Origin of the sequence: Vibrio sp. Y10_XG_PY6 (assembly GCF_024181795.1) — a bacterium.
Lineage (GTDB): Bacteria > Pseudomonadota > Gammaproteobacteria > Enterobacterales > Vibrionaceae > Vibrio > Vibrio diabolicus.
Map to the genome: position 1 here is coordinate 697,894 of NZ_JAMZAQ010000002.1, position 18,378 is coordinate 716,271.

Sequence of the window (18,378 nt, forward strand, 5' to 3'; positions counted from 1 at the left end):
ATCGCACCAAAATAAAGTAATTTAAAATCAATGAGTTAGTTTTTTATTATTTTTCTTCAATCAAATAATTGTTTGTTTTTCCAATAAGTTGGTTGGTGTTTACCATTTTTTGTATTGATTGAATCAAAGTTTGAGTTGTGAGTGATACCTCAATGAACCGACAAAACAAAAGGGCTCCAGAGTTACCTCTGGAGCCCTTTCTAGTATTTAAGTGCTGAAGAATTAACGACGCTTTGGTTTACGTTGACCAGCTGGTTTGCCTTGTCCTTGTGGGCGACCTTGACCTTGCGGCTTGCTACCTGCTGGGCGGTTTGCACCGTTACCGCTAGGACGTTGGCCGTTGCTTGCAGGGCGTTGACCACCTTTTGCTTTGTCAGAGCCGTTACGGTTGCCAGATGGTTTACCATCTTTTGAACCGCCTTCAGAGCGTTTGTTCAAATGACCACCGAAGCCCGGTTGGTTTTTGGTATGTTTCGTAGCAAAGCGGTTTGCACCGTGACGACCAGATTTACGACGTTGTGCAGGTGTTTGTGCTTCAATGTCTTCCGCAGGAACGAGACAGCCTTGTTTGTCACCAATCAAATGTTTTTTACCCATGCTGATTAGGGCTTCTCGGATCATTGGCCAGTTTGCTGGATCGTGGTAACGCAACAGCGCTTTATGTAGGCGACGTTGACGTTCACCTTTTGCTACAGGTACATCTTCACGTTTCTTATACTTCACTCGTTTCAGAGGGTTTGTCTCTGAGTAGTACATCGACGTTGCGTTACACATTGGCGAAGGGTAGAAGTTTTGTACTTGGTCACACTCGAAGTTGTTTTTCTTCAGCCACAGAGCAAGGTTCAGCATGTCTTCGTCTTCTGTGCCTGGGTGCGCAGAGATAAAGTAAGGGATTAAGTACTGCTTCTTACCCGCTTCTGCGCTGTACTTCTCGAACATCTCTTTAAAGCGATCATACGTGCCCATGCCAGGTTTCATCATCAGATCAAGAGGGCCTTTCTCTGTATGTTCCGGTGCAATCTTCAAGTAACCACCTACGTGATGAGTTACGAGCTCTTTCACGTATTCTGGTGATTCAATCGCAAGGTCGTAACGTACGCCAGATGCGACCATCACTTTCTTCACGCCTTCAACTTTACGCGCTTCGCGGTATAGATCGATGGTGTGTTTATGGTCTGTATTTAACTTGTTACAGATGCCCGGGAATACACAGGATGGACGACGACAGTTCGCTTCCGCTTTTGGATCTTTACAGCCCAGACGGTACATGTTTGCAGTCGGCCCACCAAGATCGGAAATTGTGCCGGTAAAGCCCGGAACTTTGTCGCGAATTTCTTCAATCTCGTTAATGATTGACTCTTTCGAGCGGTTTTGAATGATTCGGCCTTCGTGCTCGGTAATCGAACAGAAAGAACAGCCACCAAAACAACCACGCATGATGTTCACAGACGTTTTGATCATGTCATACGCTGGAATTTTCGCTTTGCCGTACATAGGATGAGGAACACGCGCGTAAGGCAAGCCAAACACAAAGTCCATCTCTTCGGTTGTCAATGGGATTGGGGCTTGGTTTACCCAAAGTTCACGATCACCATGGCTTTGAAGTAACGCTCGGCCAGAGTACGGGTTTGTTTCTAAATGCAATACACGACTTGCATGAGCATAAAGAATGCGATCGTTTCTTAGTTTTTCAAACGAAGGTAAGCGAACCGCAGTTGTTGCAGCATCGTGGCGTGATGGGCGAATCGTGATTGGTTGTGCAACTGGCTCATCTTTTTTAGTTTCACACTGAGTTTCTACTTCGTATGGGTTCTTTGGTACGAACGCTTCTTTACGAGGTTTTTCAATGCGAGAAGAATCGATAACCGTGTAGCCTTCTGGCGCGGCTGGCAAGTTCACGGCAGTACCACGAATATTGGTCATGGTGCTGATGTCTTCACCATTTGCGATGCGATGCGCCACTTCTACAAGTGCGCGTTCTGCGTTACCGAAAAGTAGGATGTCTGCTTTTGCATCAAACAGTACCGAACGGCGAACTTTGTCTGACCAGTAATCGTAGTGCGCAACACGGCGTAGGCTGGCTTCGATACCACCTAAAACAATAGGCACTTCTTTATAGGCTTCACGACAACGCTGAGAGTAAACCAAAGTCGCGCGGTCTGGGCGTTTGCCACCTTCGTTGTTTGGTGTGTACGCGTCATCGTGACGAAGTTTTTTATCCGCGGTGTAACGGTTGATCATGGAGTCCATGTTACCCGCAGTGATCCCGAAGAACAGATTTGGCTTACCAAGCTGCATGAACGCATCTTTGTTTTGCCATTCTGGTTGAGCAATGATACCGACACGGAAACCCTGCGCTTCTAGCAGACGGCCAATGATAGCCATACCAAAGCTTGGGTGATCTACGTAAGCGTCACCGGTTACGATGATAATGTCACAGCTATCCCATCCTAGGGCGTCCATTTCTTTGCGACTGGTCGGCAAGAAAGGTGCCGTACCAAAACACTCTGCCCAGTATTTTTTGTACTCATGAATAGGAGTGATGTTATTGGTCATATTTTGCTCTCTGTTCCAGGGAGCGCGAATTATAGCGATTTGAGGATCAGGTATCTATACCAAACTCATCTATTCAAGCTTAGTTCATCGAGTTTTATTTGGTTTGCAAAAATATCAAGGCTATATCGGCGATTTTATGTCTAATATCACCTTGAAAGCCTCATGGTTATAGGTCGAGTCGTGAAAAAATGTCGCAATGTTAATACAACCAATAAGCAATGGTGTGCTTATTAAAAACAACGCCTATAATCAAATTAATGCATAGGAAAATGCAAAAAGCCGAACAAGCTCTGAAAAGGTTCTAAGTCGATTGGCTTACGTTGCCAGAATCTATTTTACAAGAGGATCAGCAGGTCCCAAATGGAATAAGGCACGTTGACTACGAACCTTGAGCATGAGGCTAATTAAAAAGGGGGCTAGGGAATGAGTGACTCAACAACAATAGCACATGAAAAAGTGCAACCGACATCCAATCCGACTCCAGTGATTGAATGGTCTTACAAGATTGATACTCGCGAGTTCGAATGCGACCAGCAAGGAATGGCAAATGCTTTTGGGTTAAATACGCCTGTCACCTGTTTAGATGATTTGTTTGAGCATATGCTGATGGGGCAACAGGAAACACTAAGGCAACGAATTTTAGAAGTGGAGCTCCTAGGTGGGCAAGGTCGTTTTTCTTGTTGCATGATGCTTAATGAAGCTCGCCTAATACATGTCACAATTAGCTTTGAAAAGCTCAATGAGCGTATTGTTCAAGGCTCTATCATCCCGCAATTGACGATCACTGGCTGCGAAGAGTTAGCGAAAATTCTCGAAACGATTTTTGATTTACCGAATGTAGGGGTTTTAGTCGCGGACGAAGACACCCGAATCTTAGGTTGTAACCGTGCCTTTGAATTGCAAATGGGTTATCAAAACCGTGATTTGGTTGGACTTAAAACCTATATCTTTAGCACATCTCACCATAGTCAGGCGTTTTACGACCAACTCTGGCAGCATATTGATGATGAAGGATACTGGAGCGGTAATTTATTGAGTAGAACTGCAAATGGTAGTAATCAGGCACATCATCTTTGTATCTATCGGCTAACGTTTCATTCTGGACGGATTCTTTATCTCGGCTTCTCTACTGACATTTCGGCTTCCTTGTTGTGGATGAAAAATCGCTGTGAACAACAACATGATTGGTCAGCGTTTTTGCCTTCTAGAGAAGAGTTCGAACTGCAATTAGCTAATTTGGCGAACGAAAGTGGGAGTAAAGAACTCAATATCGTCATGACTCTCAGACCAAATTTTTCTGAAAAATGCTTACTTGAACAGCAATTAGGCTTCGCCGATTTTATTATGCGAAGCCGCTACACCAGTATAGCGGGTCAACTTTCTAGGGATGTGTTTGTTGTCTGTTTACAAACTCCTCACTGTCAATGGCTAAGTCCTTTACGTTTGATTCAAATTGCGATGAAAGGGTTCTTCACTGAGCTTAGGAATGAAATGGGAACAAAAATGCATACCACTATCGTCGAGGGACAAATGGGTGTGTCAATCCTCGGCTATGATACTAACAGGCCAAAGCAAGCGTTAGCGCATGCAGCCCAGGCGATGTTGTCCTCACTTTCTGGAGAAGGTGGCTATTTTAATTTTTATAATAGTGAGCTTCATTCTGAGTTAGTAAAACGCCAGCATTTAGAGGCGTTTTTGGAAGCGCAAATCGACAGTGGGCTGGTGGATGTTCATTTTCAACCAATAATTGACAGCCGAACTGGTAAAGTCGTTAAGTTCGAGGCCTTAGCGCGCTTTTATCATGAAAGTGATGCCTATAGCACTCAAGAGATGATTACTGTTATTGAAGATTTAGAGTTGATTGCGGCTCTGGATGATGAGGTTTGTCAAGCCGCGCTCAAACACTTTCCGCGCTTGCAAGACATATATGGCGAGGAAATAGGGTTAACCATCAATCGCTCACTGAATACTAAATTGGATTCGCTCCAGGTTCTTCAGCGTTCGCATGACCTAATTAAAGCCAGTGGTGTCGATCCTAAACGAGTCACGATTGAGCTGACGGAAACAGCGTATTTTGAGCAAGACGAAGAGCATACGCAAGTGCTAGAGCAAGTGCGCAAAGAGGGCATTAAAATTGCGATTGATGACTTCGGTACAGGGTATTCTTCTTTTTCTTACCTAGAGAAAGGGCAGTTTGATTTACTGAAAATCGACCGAAAATTCGTTAAGAACATTCAGCATGGCAATACCAGTTATAATATTGTCAAAATGGTCACTGATCTTGCTCAGCAAATGAATGTAAAAGTGGTTGCCGAGGGCGTGGAGTCAGAACAGGAGCTTCAAACATTGGCTGAAATAGGTGTGGATTACATGCAAGGCTTTTTGTTCTCTCGTGCTCGGCCTGTCGATTTGATGGAGAAAGCGGAAAGTTACGAACATTTGTTTTCGGGTGTTGCTGTCAAACCAAAACAAGATGATGTATTGCAATCACTGAGCCATGAAGAGGTCAGACACCTTGATCCCGGGGAGCCATTATCGTTGGCGGTGGAATATATGAATTTAAGTCCAAGTTCGCCGTTGGTTGTCATTAACGAAAAGCGCTGTGTTGGCTTAGTTACCAAAGAGCAAGTTAACTTACACCTGACGCCTTCCATGGGGACAGAATTAGAGACTGAGCGAGAAAATTGGATTTGGAAACGCCCGGTGAACCAGATAATGAGCACTGAGTTTGTGCTCGTCAATGCGCATTTGTCCGTCGCTGCTATTCGAGAGCTAATCAAAACAGGCATTCGCTTCCCGTGGGTTTTATGTGATGAAAAAGAAGAATACAGAGGCGTGTTAACTCAAGAAGATGCGTTGAAGTATCTCGCTTCTTGTTGAATAAAAAGTCTCGCTGTTCTAGTACATTTGGGGATAGACTTTCGGTGGTTTGACGATAGGTGATTTGCTATTATCGCCACCCCAAAATGACTTTTGAGCGTGCATTTAACATGATTCAACAATTGCTGGTTACTTTTCCTCCGATGCTATTTGGCGCGCAAGCGCTACTGACTTTACTTCTCATCAAGGGCGATATTTGTCCGGGTCAGAGAGGCCGTCTTCATAAAATGTTGCCAGCAGTGGCGTTATTGTGGCTTGCGGTTGCTTCTCTTCGCATTGAAGCATTTATGATCGTGTTCGCTATTTTCTATTTCTACTCTCAGGTTCAAACCAAGAAAACGCGTGAAAAAGGCCCTCTTTGGGCGATGCATTTAGCGAATGGTTTGGCTTTTGCGTATGTAAGTATTCAAGCATTTGAACAGCCAAGCTGGCCTGCGTCTATTGCGATGGCAATAATGATATTTTTCCTTGGGGCGTCATTTTCTCAATTGCTTCTGACTATCGCTCGTAGCAGATTGCAGGCATTTCACCGCATTTTGCCAGTTACGGGCATTGTGTCTGGAATGCTGCTGGTAATCGCAACGCTATTTGCTTCTTACCAGTTAAATGAAGCGACATTGAGCGCCGCAACACAACCAATTTTATTGTCTTTAGCCATGCTCATTTCTTCAATCATTGTTTGGTGCTGGCATATCTTCACACATAAAAAACCGGAAAAGGTTCAACTGAGCGTCGCCCTGTTGCTCGCGCTTGCGTCAATGACGAGCCTACAAGGTTTATTCTCTCTGGCGGCTTAATCGCGAGTCGAGAAACAGAGCAATACTGCTTGTACTCAAGTCCTTTCTAGGTTGCTTGAGTATAAGGCACTCACGTTTTGGATCGCGCTCACTTTAAATTCACGTGATTACGTCTACGCTTGTCTATATACCTTGTCGAAGAGGAGAGTCGCGATGGATTTAAGCAATGTAGGTAATTTGGACAGTATTATTTTGCTAGGTATCGTCAATGAAAAGCTACGTTTAGAGTGCGACAGTTTTGACGAGTTAGTATCGGTGTATGAAATGGATGTAGAGTCCGTTGTAGGCAAGCTTGATATGCTTGGTTATCAGTACGATCCATTGACCAACCAATTTAAAGCATATCAACGCTAAACCTTTCTTAATCCATATCCCTAAGCCATCTTGATTCCGTCAAGGTGGCTTTTACATTGTAGCCTTGCGGTTGCAAAAAAGGCTTGTAAGTAACGTTTATCTTTCTCTGAGTGACGCGTTGCAGCAAATAAGCGACGCCATAAGCCTTGACCAAAAGGTTTACTGGTAATAAGGCCTTGGCGAGAAAATTCAGAAATCGCCCAATTTGGCAGTGCTGCAACCCCTAATCCTGCGGAAACCATTTGCACTAACATCAGAGTATTGTCGGCTTGCTTCCATTTGGCGGGTTCTACCCCCGCTGGCTGCAAGAAGTGTTTTACGACGTCTAGCCTTTGTTTTTGAACCGGATAAGAGAGCATGGTTTGATCTGCGAGATCTTGCGGATCAATAACTTCTTTTTCCGCCAGTGGGTGGTTGGTCGCGGTAATTAAGCGCATTTCAAAGTCGAACAAAGGTTCATAATGTACTTCAGAACGAGGTTGAATATCTGACGTGATAACGAGATCTAACTCGCCAGCCAACAATGCGGGTAGGGGCTCAAACCCAAAGCCGGACGAAAAATCCAACGTGACGCTTGGCCACGCTAATTGATATTCCCTAAGAGCAGGCATGAGCCATTGGAAACATGAGTGACATTCAATCGCCATATGCAACCGACCATTGACGTCTTCTTTCAAGCTTGCCAAATCATTTTCTGCTCTTGCGAGTTTGGGAAGAATATCTTCTGCAAGACGCAATAGGATTTCTCCCTCTGAAGTGAACTTCACCGGACGAGTTTTTCTAAGGAATAATTGTCCCCCAATCCGTGCCTCTAAATCTTTGATCTGGTGAGACAAGGCCGATTGAGTGAGATGCAACGCGGTCGCGGTCGCGGTTAGAGAGCCGGTGTCTCGAAGCGAAGTGAGTGTCCGCAAATGTTTTAGCTCTATCATGAATTCCTTTCATCCTTTGTTGCTCGCTATGAACAGAATAGCAATCGTATAAATAACTTAACGACAAAAAATGGATATGTAAACGTCTAGACGTCTATTTGTTGTGTTTATTTGCGAATCATGTCTCCTCATGATGAATTTTTTTAATAAACAAGTTGAATAAATGGACGTTGTTCAAACCGCAGATGAGAGCGATAGTTTAGCCATCCAGACATCTTTTATGACGAAAGATACTCTGGCCCAAACAAATTGAACAAGATTGAAAAAGGAATAGGGACATGGCTACAACAACGCACGTACTAGGTTATCCACGCATCGGTGAAAAACGAGAATTAAAATTCGCTCAGGAAAAATACTGGCGCGGAGAAATTGATCAAGCAGAGCTTAAAAAGGTTGGGGAAGATCTGCGCGCTAAAAGTTGGCAAACGCAAACAGATGCTGGCTTGAGTTTTACCACCGCTGGCGATTTTGCTTGGTACGATCATGTACTGACGACCACGTTGTTACTGGGTCACGTGCCAAAACGTCACGCAGACGGTTTCCCTGATTTGGATACGCTATTCAAAGTGGGTCGCGGTCAATCTCAAGCGGGTTGCGGCTGTGCGGGCGCTGCAGCATCGGATATGACTAAATGGTTCAACACAAACTACCACTACATCGTACCTGAATTTAGCAAGGACGATACATTTGAAGTGAGCTGGCCTCAACTGTTTGAAGAAGTCAACGAAGCAACCCAAGCTGGGCATAAAGTGAAGCCAGTTTTGCTTGGCCCAGTCAGTTATCTTTACTTAGGTAAAGAGGTAGAAGAAGGGGTCGATCGCCTGACGCTACTTCCTCGATTGCTTACGGCTTACCAAGCTATTTTGGCAAAGCTCGCGAGTCAAGGTGTTGAGTGGGTTCAGATTGATGAGCCAATTTTGTCACTAGAGCTTGAAAGCCAGTGGGCTGATGCGTTCAAGCTAGCGTACCAAGTGATTCGAAGCGATGTAAAAGTGCTGCTAACGACGTACTTTGACTCTATAAGCGATACGCTAGACAAAATTGTAAAGCTACCAGTGGATGGTTTACATATCGATTTATCTGCCGCGCCCCAGCAGCTTGACGACGTGGTTGCCAAACTACCGGAGGGGTGGGTGCTGTCTGCTGGCGTGGTCAACGGTCGTAACGTGTGGCGCTCGGATTTGAGTGCGCAACTTGAACGCCTACAGCCAGTAAAAGAAAAACTGGGCGACAACCTTTGGGTTGCGAGCTCATGCTCTTTGCTACATAGCCCGGTTGATCTGGAACTGGAAACAGAACTCAGTGAGGAAGTGAAAAGCTGGTTTGCGTTCGCAAAACAAAAAGTAACAGAAGTCGCCTTGCTTGGCCGCGCACTCGATGGTGATCAAGATGCGATTCTCGCTTGTGATACCTACAGCCAGCCAATCAAAGCACGTAAAACGGCAACGCATGTGAATAAGCCACAAGTTCAAGCTCGTTTAAACAGTATTACTGCGTCACTTGCCGAGCGCAGCGCACCTTACGCGGAGCGTGCTGCGCATCAAGCTGAAGTATTGGGCTTGCCTCTGTTGCCAACTACGACAATCGGTTCTTTCCCTCAAACGGGTGAAATTCGTGTTCAGCGCAGCGCTTATCGCACTGGCCAGTTATCTGAGTCCGACTATATCCAAGCACTAAAAGGACATATTGAGGATGCCGTAAAACGCCAAGAAGCCCTTGACCTAGATGTGCTTGTTCACGGTGAAGCTGAGCGTAACGACATGGTAGAATACTTCGCGGAGAACTTGGCGGGCTTCCAAACGACGAAATTTGGTTGGGTACAGAGTTATGGCTCTCGCTGTGTGAAACCAGCCATTGTGGTTGCCGACATTGAGCGTGAAAAGCCGATTACGGTGGAATGGTCGACGTACGCACAATCGCTAACCAGCAAGCAGATGAAAGGTATGCTGACGGGCCCGGTAACGATTTTATGTTGGACATTCCCGCGTGAAGACATTACTCGTCAAGAAATCGCCCAGCAACTGGCACTGGCACTGCGTGATGAGGTTTCTGATCTGCAAGATGCAGGCATCAATATCATTCAAATCGATGAGCCTGCGATTCGTGAAGGTCTGCCGTTGAAAAAGCGCGATCACAAAGCGTATTTAGAATGGGCGGTGGATGCATTTAAGATCTCGGCAGCGGGTGCAAAACCAGAGACTCAGATTCACACTCACATGTGTTACAGCGAGTTCAATGAAATCATCGATTCAGTCGCGGCGCTCGATGCGGATGTGATTACCATTGAAACGTCACGCTCAAATATGGAACTGCTTAAAGCGTTTGAAGAGTTCAATTACCCGAATGAAATCGGTCCAGGTGTTTATGACATTCACTCACCAAACATTCCGACGGAAGAGTGGATTGAAGGCCTAATAAAGAAAGCGGCAGAAAAGATTCCGGTACAACGTTTGTGGGTGAACCCAGACTGTGGTCTGAAAACACGTAACTGGGCAGAGACAGAAGCGGCATTGGCGAACCTCGTGTCAGCGGCGAAGAAACTTCGTGCTGAGCTGGCGTAAGGCACCTTTTTAGCAAATAAAAACGGAGACCGTTGTCTCCGTTTTTCTATTCTTAGCCGTTCATTTTCGTCGTTATACTATCCCGCAATAGCGGATGAATTGCTCGTATCGAAAACAACGCACTCACTGTGACTATTTCATTTGAGTACAAGTTTGCGCGGAAACCAACTCATCTGCCATCAACTGACCGCGAGAGTTACGCACTTTAATACGGTACATTAAGCCCATATCAATTTGCTTACGAACTTCCGGGTTATTGCAATAGGTGTAGATACTGGTATTCAGTACTTGATTTAACGGCTTTGCACCGAGTGCGTCATCGTTATAAATCATCATCATCTCAACAACATTTTTGTTGGATGAGACACGCATTATCTGCAGTGGGCCGTATTCCAAAGGGAGACCTGCGGACAAGACTCCCGCTCGGTTTGATGCCAATAGCTCAAGCTGGCGTTGATTATCATCGGTAGATGAACAGCCCGCTAACGCACCAAATGCCAAGAAAAGACACAGTAATTTTTTCATAAATTAAAACACTTTTTTGAACGGTTTCACGATTACATTATCGTAAACACCAGCCGCTACGTAAGGATCAGCTTCTGCCCACGCTTTAGCGTCTTCTAGAGAGGCGAACTCAGCGATGACAGTCGAGCCCGTAAATCCAGCTTCTCCTGGGTTGTCAGAGTCTATCGCAGGCATAGGGCCAGCAGTAAGAAGGCGACCTTCGTCTTGAAGCTTTTGTAAGCGCTCCAAGTGTTGCGGGCGAACGCTCATGCGTTTTTCCAGCGAGTTCTCGACGTCCTGAGAAAAGATGACATACCACATAGCATAGTTCCTTAATTGGTAGGGTAAAGTGTTAATTTAACGCCTTTTTTGTGTCTCTCACAAGTGAACAACAGAAAATGTGAGATCCTTTCTAACAGTTAGCGCTGTAGGTTGACTAATTCTGAACCGGGCGTGGTTTGCCTTCACTGTCAATGGCTACGTAGTTGAAAGTCGCATCACAAACCATGAAGCGCTCGCCGACACCGTGTGCTTTTACCGGCTTGACCCATACTTCCAGATCGACACTCATTGAGGTGCGACCAATCTTAGTGCATTCGCCATAGCAGCAAACGACATCGCCAACACCTACAGGCTTCTTGAAGGTAATGCTGGACACTGAAACGGTAACAACGCGACCAGAAGAGATCTCTTTGGCCAGAATCGCACCTGCTAGGTCGAGCTGAGACATAATCCAACCACCAAAAATATCGCCATTGGCATTAGTATCGGCAGGCATTGCAAGGGTACGAAGCAGCAGTTGACCTCTCGGAGAGCTAATTTCTTGACTCATTGTGACATCCTAAATCTTAAAGGCGCTCAAACTAAGCGCCAACATAGTAAATACCTAGAACCAAAGGTCCTTAAAAAAACGCAGACACCGGACCAGAGAAAGTTGGTTTACAGCAGCAAGAATGGTCTGAATCCGGTATGTCGTTTGATCGGTTTAGTGATACATGGAGCAAAACAGCGACCCGAAGGTCGCTGCAAAGTGCGCGGATTATAGCAAAACTGAGTTTTTAATCATCAGTCGACACATCGGATGAGTTATTTTTTTGTTCTTTTGGCATGTGTTTGTAAATGTAGAAGCCAGTCGCAATCATGTAGGCAAATGTCGCAATCAACATTCCGAATACTTTGAAGTTGACCCAAACATCCAGTGGTAGCTCGTAAGCGATATAAATGTTCAGACCAGCAAAGAATGAGAAGAAGCCGACCCAAGCCCAGTTGATCTTAGCCCAAATAGCATCAGGTAGTGAAATTTCTTTGCCCAACATGCCTTTAATGGCCGATTTCCCCATTGCGTGACTCGCTGCTAAACCGATAGCTAGAATCACATAAATGATGGTGACTTTCCATTTTATGAAATTGTCGTCGTGGAAGAAAAGGGTCATGCTGCCAAATATCGTCACGATAACGAACGTAATTAACTGCATTTTCTCGACTTTTTTATACAGAGCATAGGTGACGACAAGCTGAATTGCCGTTGCAACGATCAGCGCTCCTGTTGCTGCGTAGATGTCGTACATCTTGTACAAAGCGAAGAAGACGATGAGTGGGATAAAATCTAGGATTTGCTTCATGGTGGCAAAATCTACCTAATTAGTGAATTGAAGACAGTCTAACGGAATCTGACAAGATGTGAATACCGTCAAGGTTAGAGGTAAGAGAAGTAATCCCCTGACTGAATGATACAACAAGCAACATTTCGCAAAGATGAAGTAGCAAATCGAAGGCATAAAAATTGCCGCGATAGAGCGGCAATTGAGTTGATAGAATTTAAGATTTAAGCAACACGTTGATATTGAGAAATAAGCGTTTTGACATCTTCTAAATAGCCTTCACGTAACAGATTATCAACGGTTGCTTCAAGCTCTTCGAGAGACGTCGTAAAGCAAGTGGATTTGCCGGTCATTAGGCTCAGATACTGATGGTATTCTTCTTCTGTATAGTGGCCTAAGCGATCGAGTAGTAGTGCTTTGATTCCATGATGAATCAAGCCGTAGTATGTGTGTCGATGAAGTAACATGGCGATCTCCTTATCAAGCTCATCCGCTAACCATTTGCAGCTTGCTTGACCCTCTGGATAATTCGATTTACTTCAGTAATGCACATCTAGTGCCAGTTTTATCTTCGCAAATTAGAAAGTGTTGGAAGTAGCAAAACTCTCATGTTGCAACCAGCGCTTGATGACGGTTTGGAGCGCATTTAACGTGGTTGGCTTTTCAAGTCTGTCATCCATGAGTTTCGCAATGAGCTCCAGCTCTTTAGCTCCAGACTCTCCAGATAGTGCGATGATAGGAACGGAAGGCGCAATTTGCTTAATTCGTTGGCTTGCGTCAAATCCATTCATCACTGGCATCTGTACATCCATAAGCACCAAATCAATCTTGTGCGACTGAAATAGCTCCACCGCAGAAGCGCCATTATTTGCTTGTAAGCTGTTGACTCCCAGCCTTTTTAAGTACATTTGAACCAAAGTACGCTGCACCTCTTTGTCATCAACAATGAGCACTGTTGGTGCATCGTTACTTACTTGTACGTGTTGGTCTGTGCGAGGTTCAGAATGTGGTGCATTTACTTTCCAGCCATTGAAGTCCGGTGTTCTCAACGTCTCTGGTTTGGGGGCGTTTGGGACGACCGGGAAATACAAGTAGAACTCAGTAAATTCGCCTAATTCAGACTGGCACTCAATGCGTCCGCCAAAAGAGCGCATAACGCGTTGACAGTAGCCCAAGCCAAGGCCGCTGCCGCCACTTTTTTGATACGAGAAGAAGTCGTCAAATATCTTGTGTAAGATACTGCTATCTATGCCAGGGCCACTATCTCGGAAGACCAGAATGTTTTCGTAGGCCCCCGTTTGGCTACGAATCTCAATTTGACTATCGGGATAAGAATCAAAATAGTAGATAGCATTGCGAATCAAATTGAAAATGACAAAGTTAAACAGAGTTTCGTTTAATTTCGCGACAAAATCGTGCTCTTGAGGCAGATTGATCCTTTCAATTATTTGATCGTTTTCAAAGCCATAACGGCTGACCGCTTGATCGACAGCTTTATGTATAGACGTAATAGTTAAGGGTTCGTGCTCAGGTGAGCTGTCGCTGACTTCTCGCAAAATAATGTCGATAAGTTGGCGACCACGCTGAATCGCTGCTTCTCCTTTATCAATCTCACTCTTTAACGTCTCAAGTGAAGCGTTTGATTCGATATGCTGTTTTAAAGCTTCAAATCGTAATTGCACTTGAGCGAGAGGGTTACGCATTTCATGCGCAATAGAGTTAGCGAGCGCACGGCTTTGGCGTACTTTTCTATCGGCCTCTATGGTGCTCTGGATGCGAACTAATAAGGTTTGCAATGCTGAAATTTCTTCATTAGAAAACAGCTTATTATCCATTTTGTGTGAAGAAATCAGTAAGTGCGTAACGGACTTTCCACGACCAAAAAGAGGCATTACGAGCGCCGTATTGCTGGATCGCATACGTTCGTAGAGCTTGCGCATTGAGCCTTTAGACGAGGAGGCATAATCAATTTCTTCAGACAGTTCATCAAGCACCAGAACAGACTTGCTTGACGGCAGATAATCTTCATAAAACGTTTCGGTGTAACTGCTGGTGACGAGCTGCAATTTATTATTTGGTATATTCAGTAACGCTGCTAACTGGCGCATTGCATCATCTATTGAGCGTTTAAATTCCTCTTCTAATCCAAGAATTTGTTGAACGGGTGTATGTCGTTTCCCATAAATAAAATAGGACGCGAAACGACTGACGCGTTTGTAAAGCAAGTGCCAAGTGATACCGATGAGTGCGCATAAAGGCACCGCTACAAGCCATTGGTTATCTTCCGAGATAGGAATAAATATTGCGCCCAGCGGGAGGACGAAAATGGCACAGACAAACAGCGCGCTAACGGTTAAGTATGTGAGGTATTTAGCGCTATAAAAGCGAGAGGTAAGCAGGGCATAGCCTACAAACAACATTTCACTAATTGAAAGTGCTGGTGGTAACCAGGTTAAGGAAAAGTCACCAAGGAAGTAAGTCATTCCAAGGTGTATCACTGCAGTTGATAACATGAAGACCAAAATGCCGGCGATCATATAGTTACTTTTTGCCAGCGTGAGTTTGCTGCTGTTCGCTCGCATGGTAATCAAGTTCAGCAGTGTTAATACAACAAATGTCAGCAAACTAATAAAGAAATATGAGGTATGGGGACCAAACTCGATCACGAACTGGCTTGGACCGCTAATGGTGACATTTTCGACAGTAAGGTTTGGTACTAAGTTGATGTAAAGCGAGTACGTTGCTAGTGCCACAAAGACGATTTTTTGCCAGGCTTTGACCGCAGTTTTTTTGATATCAGCCGCTAGCTGGCAAGAAAAATAGAACGCGAATGCAAAGGCAAAGAATGACGCCAAGTTCGCCAACTTAGCCATAAAAATACCGCCAGCGGAGCCCAACTCCGGCAATAAGTCGGTATGGAAGTATGCGTTGCTGCTGATCCAAACGATGATGCAACTAGAATAAGCAATGTACGGCGCATGATGCGAGCCTAAAATCGTTTCACTCTTCTGTTTTAGGCGATAGCAGTAATATAACAACCAAGCGAACACCACCAGTACAGTGGCGTATAGTGTCATTGCTTTTGGATAAAAAAGGCCGTGAAGATGAATATCAAGCATGTACATTCACCTTTTCATCAATTCTTTTTGTTCGTACGCGGTGTTTGTAGTCGCGAAACTGTATGTCTTGAAATGCTTCAACCATCATACCTAAATTCCAGAAACCGCGGTATGTCTTGGTACCGTCACTGTTAATGTCGCGGTATCCTGAGTGAAAGTAGGCCTCTAAATCAATAGATTGATAGAAATTTAACATAAATATTTGTTCAATAATGGTAAAGCTGAGCTTATAGCCTGCTTTATATAGCTCACTCATCAATGCTTTTTGTGCCAAATACAAAAAGTACAGTTTTTGTTGGATGTTGCCACCCACTGTCAGACGCAGCACTTCGCAAACCGCTTCAGTGTTTTCCAAGTGAGATTGGAACTGCGTATCAAATTCAATAAGAGCCCGTTGGCGAGTTAGATCGTTACCTCCAAAAAGGCCTAATTGATTAAGAGTCATGTAGCCATAATCAGGAAGGCAAAACTGCCATTGCTCACTACTAAATGGTGATGAATAACTGAGCCAGGTATTTCTTTGGTGCCAGTTTTGCACCAAAGCGGAGGAGACCATGATTGGTGTAGATGACTGCTTGAACAATAGCACAAAGTGTTGACCTTTCTGCGAGAGTGATAATAGAGGCAATATCTCAAACCATTGTTCAGTTTGGACGAAGAGCTCAAGATTGCTCAGTGTGATTGCTGCGGAAATCGGCATTAATGCAGCGTGATTTGGCAGTGTTACCTTTAGGTCGCATTCGGCAATATCTTCGATCAATATGCTTGAATAGTCGCGGTCGTCAAACGAGAGCTGAGTTGGTCTTGTCGCTTCATTTAAAGGGTGCTTTTGCTTGATCGCAGCAATCTCACATTCACACCAGAAAACCATCCAATGCGGGTAACAATCTGCGGCAACTTGTTCAAGTAAGAGCGCCTCTTCGGAGAAAGGCGTTGGATACTGCTGTACTAAATTTCGATAATCCATTAATTCAAACAGTACGGACAGACTCTTAGATGCGTATTTAGGAAAGAGGGACTTGAGAAGCTTTATTCTATACAAAGCAACTTGTTGAAAAAGAGAAGACCTTTCTTGCGGTGTAAGAGTAAGAAGAACCGTGTCAACCAGCGCCTGTTGTTTTGACTCGATCGGGAAATCTGTACTGGCGAGGGGCTCCAAAGACAGCTTAAGACTCATGATATAACCTAGTTCTGACGTTTTTTATATTTTGTAATGGTTTATATCATTTTGATAAATTTATGCTATTGGTTTCTATTTATATAGTTACGTAATGCAAGAAAAGACAAAAAAACCGCTCATAGTGAGCGGTTTTTAGTTCATTCGAGAAAGGACTAAGCTTCTTGCTTTTTAAGCTCAGCTTCTGCCGCTTCCTCTTCAATTAGCGCATCAACGATAACTGCACATGCTGCATCACCAGTGATGTTTAGTGCTGTACGAATCATATCGAAAATACGGTCAAGAGCGAATAGCAGTGGTAAACCTTCGATTGGAATACCAGCGGCAAGAAGCACGGCAACCACTAGGAAAGAAGGACCAGGAACACCCGCTTGACCAACCGCACCCAATGTAGACGTTACGATAATTGCAATGTAAGCGCCCATACCTAAATCGATATTGAACAGTTGAGCAAAGAAGATAGCAACCAAGCCATAGTAAATCGCATTACCTGACATGTTGATCGTTGCGCCTAGAGGCAGAACAAATGACGCGGTTGAATTTTTTACGCCCAGTTCTTTTTCACAGGTGTCCATTGTGACAGGCAGTGTTGCCATAGAAGAGGCCGTTGAAAGCGCAACAGCTTGTGGTTTTTTCATTGAAGACAGGAACTTCTTCGCTGATGTCTTGGTGAAAATATGCACCATTGCTGGGTAAACAACGAAACCGAAGATTAGGATTGCGGCAACGTAAACAACGAACAGTTTGAATACCACCATTAGTGCGCCAAAACCGAATGTACCGACTGCTTCTGCCATCAGGCCGAACACACCGATAGGGGCAATGATCATCACTTTGTTGATCATCCAAACCATTGCGTCAACGATGCAGTTAACACCATTAATGATTGGCTCACGACGCTCTTTTGCTTGCTTAGAAATTGCAATACCAAAGAACATACAGAAAACGAGGATCTGTAGGATGTTTGCTTCATTTAGTGATTGGAAAACGTTGGTTGGGATCATACCAGTGATGGTTGCCCAGAAAGTAGGTAGCTCACCTTTTGAAGCGTATTCTGCTGAGAACATGCCTTCAACGCCAGAGACGTCGATCCCCATGCCTGGTTGGAATACTTCACCCATAAATAGTGCAAGCGCAACGGCTAGGGCGGATGTTAAACCGAAATAACCTAGAGTGACGATGCCAACTTTGCCTGCTGACTGGCTGTTCCCAAGACCAGCTGCGCCAGAAATCAAGGCTACAGCGACCAAAGGAATAACCAACATTTTGATTAAGTTGATAAAGATAGCACCTAAAGGAGCGAACACCGTCGCATCATGACCCATCATGGCACCAACGGCTGTGCCCACGATCATGGCGATTACGACTTGTACGCCAATGTTGTTTAGCAAACTCTTTTCTTTTAACACTTCCATAACCTCTGTGCTAATAAAATGTAAAATCCTAAAATTACCCACTAACCATAAATGGTTTTATGGATAATTATCTCGCCTTGCTTTTTACACTTATCGTTTACAATTGGCAATATGCAGCAAGGTATTATTGATGGATTAATCGATATTTTATTGACGAACGATAAAGTTTTGTTCAATAGCAAACGTTTGCTATTGATTTTTGTTATGCCTATTAGCTGTGTAATTGTTTTTGTTTATTTCTTTTTCTTGTTTGTTTTTTGTTAACTGAGATGAGTTTTGTGTTTGCGAGCGTAGTCTGCGTCTTGCGTGACTTGGATTGATATTTATAACAATTAATTTCTTTCAAGCTCACACTTTTACCAATTAGCTTTGTGAAATGTTAATTGTTTTACATTCTTAGTTTTGATTGCATTGTAAACATAATGTTAATCAGAAATGGGCGAGACAAATATTAAGTACCAACATTTTAGTGTAGGGGAGTG

Annotated in this window: 14 protein-coding genes; 4 read left to right on the forward strand and 10 right to left on the reverse strand. The window is 44.2% G+C overall.

Going from position 1 to position 18,378, the window contains the following annotated elements:
• Positions 1–222: 222 nt before the first annotated feature.
• The gene (locus NL644_RS11515) at positions 223–2,556 is read right to left on the reverse strand and encodes a YgiQ family radical SAM protein (protein WP_048625729.1); all 2,334 of its coding nucleotides are present in this window, start codon (positions 2,554–2,556) and stop codon (positions 223–225) included.
• Between the two features lie 423 nt (positions 2,557–2,979).
• On the opposite strand from NL644_RS11515, the gene NL644_RS11520 reads away from it, so the two are divergent.
• The 3 genes from NL644_RS11520 to NL644_RS11530 all read left to right on the forward strand — a co-directional run bounded on the left by NL644_RS11520 (position 2,980) and on the right by NL644_RS11530 (position 6,587).
• Positions 2,980–5,436 (forward strand): EAL domain-containing protein, encoded by a 2,457-nt coding sequence (locus tag NL644_RS11520; RefSeq protein WP_253658413.1) that lies wholly within the window; start codon positions 2,980–2,982, stop codon positions 5,434–5,436.
• An 86-nt stretch (positions 5,437–5,522) separates the two neighbouring features.
• The gene (locus NL644_RS11525; protein ID WP_012841615.1) at positions 5,523–6,233 is read left to right on the forward strand and encodes a hypothetical protein; all 711 of its coding nucleotides are present in this window, start codon (positions 5,523–5,525) and stop codon (positions 6,231–6,233) included.
• Positions 6,234–6,386: 153 nt separating this feature from the next.
• A complete protein-coding gene (locus tag NL644_RS11530; RefSeq protein ID WP_005392843.1) occupies positions 6,387–6,587 on the forward strand; it encodes a DUF4250 domain-containing protein in 201 nt (66 codons plus the stop codon).
• Between the two features lie 20 nt (positions 6,588–6,607).
• Here NL644_RS11530 and metR read toward each other — a convergent pair whose 3' ends face one another.
• Positions 6,608–7,519, reverse strand: coding sequence for an HTH-type transcriptional regulator MetR (gene metR / locus NL644_RS11535; protein ID WP_005392844.1), 912 nt, complete (start codon positions 7,517–7,519; stop codon positions 6,608–6,610).
• Between the two features lie 278 nt (positions 7,520–7,797).
• Here metR and metE point away from each other — a divergent pair, with 278 nt between their 5' ends.
• Positions 7,798–10,080 carry a 5-methyltetrahydropteroyltriglutamate--homocysteine S-methyltransferase gene (gene metE, locus NL644_RS11540; protein ID WP_253658414.1) on the forward strand — a complete coding sequence of 761 codons (2,283 nt, stop codon included), beginning with the start codon at positions 7,798–7,800 and terminating at the stop codon, positions 10,078–10,080.
• A gap of 132 nt (positions 10,081–10,212) precedes the next feature.
• Here the strand turns inward: metE and gspS2 are convergent, their stop codons facing one another.
• From gspS2 to NL644_RS11580, 8 genes are all read right to left on the reverse strand, one after another.
• Positions 10,213–10,605, reverse strand: a complete 393-nt coding sequence (gene gspS2, locus NL644_RS11545; RefSeq protein ID WP_048625727.1) for a GspS/AspS pilotin family protein — start codon at positions 10,603–10,605, stop codon at positions 10,213–10,215.
• Positions 10,606–10,608: 3 nt separating this feature from the next.
• Positions 10,609–10,905, reverse strand: coding sequence for a YciI family protein (locus NL644_RS11550; RefSeq protein WP_005392847.1), 297 nt, complete (start codon positions 10,903–10,905; stop codon positions 10,609–10,611).
• A 115-nt stretch (positions 10,906–11,020) separates the two neighbouring features.
• Complete coding sequence (yciA, locus tag NL644_RS11555) at positions 11,021–11,416, reverse strand: acyl-CoA thioester hydrolase YciA (RefSeq protein WP_005392848.1); 396 nt, start codon at positions 11,414–11,416, stop codon at positions 11,021–11,023.
• Positions 11,417–11,642: 226 nt separating this feature from the next.
• A complete protein-coding gene (locus NL644_RS11560; RefSeq protein ID WP_005392849.1) occupies positions 11,643–12,206 on the reverse strand; it encodes a septation protein A in 564 nt (187 codons plus the stop codon).
• 203 nt (positions 12,207–12,409) lie between these two features.
• Positions 12,410–12,652: a hypothetical protein gene (locus tag NL644_RS11565; protein ID WP_253658415.1), complete on the reverse strand. Its 243-nt coding sequence runs from the start codon at positions 12,650–12,652 to the stop codon at positions 12,410–12,412.
• Positions 12,653–12,763: 111 nt separating this feature from the next.
• On the reverse strand, positions 12,764–15,304 hold the full coding sequence (locus NL644_RS11570; protein WP_114323243.1) for a hybrid sensor histidine kinase/response regulator: 2,541 nt from the start codon (positions 15,302–15,304) through the stop codon (positions 12,764–12,766).
• Positions 15,297–16,481, reverse strand: a complete 1,185-nt coding sequence (locus NL644_RS11575; protein WP_114323242.1) for an acyl-homoserine-lactone synthase — start codon at positions 16,479–16,481, stop codon at positions 15,297–15,299. Before NL644_RS11575 ends, NL644_RS11570 begins: the two co-directional genes overlap by 8 nt.
• A 155-nt stretch (positions 16,482–16,636) precedes the next feature.
• Positions 16,637–17,896, reverse strand: a complete 1,260-nt coding sequence (locus NL644_RS11580) for a dicarboxylate/amino acid:cation symporter (protein ID WP_012841620.1) — start codon at positions 17,894–17,896, stop codon at positions 16,637–16,639.
• Positions 17,897–18,378 lie beyond the last annotated feature (482 nt).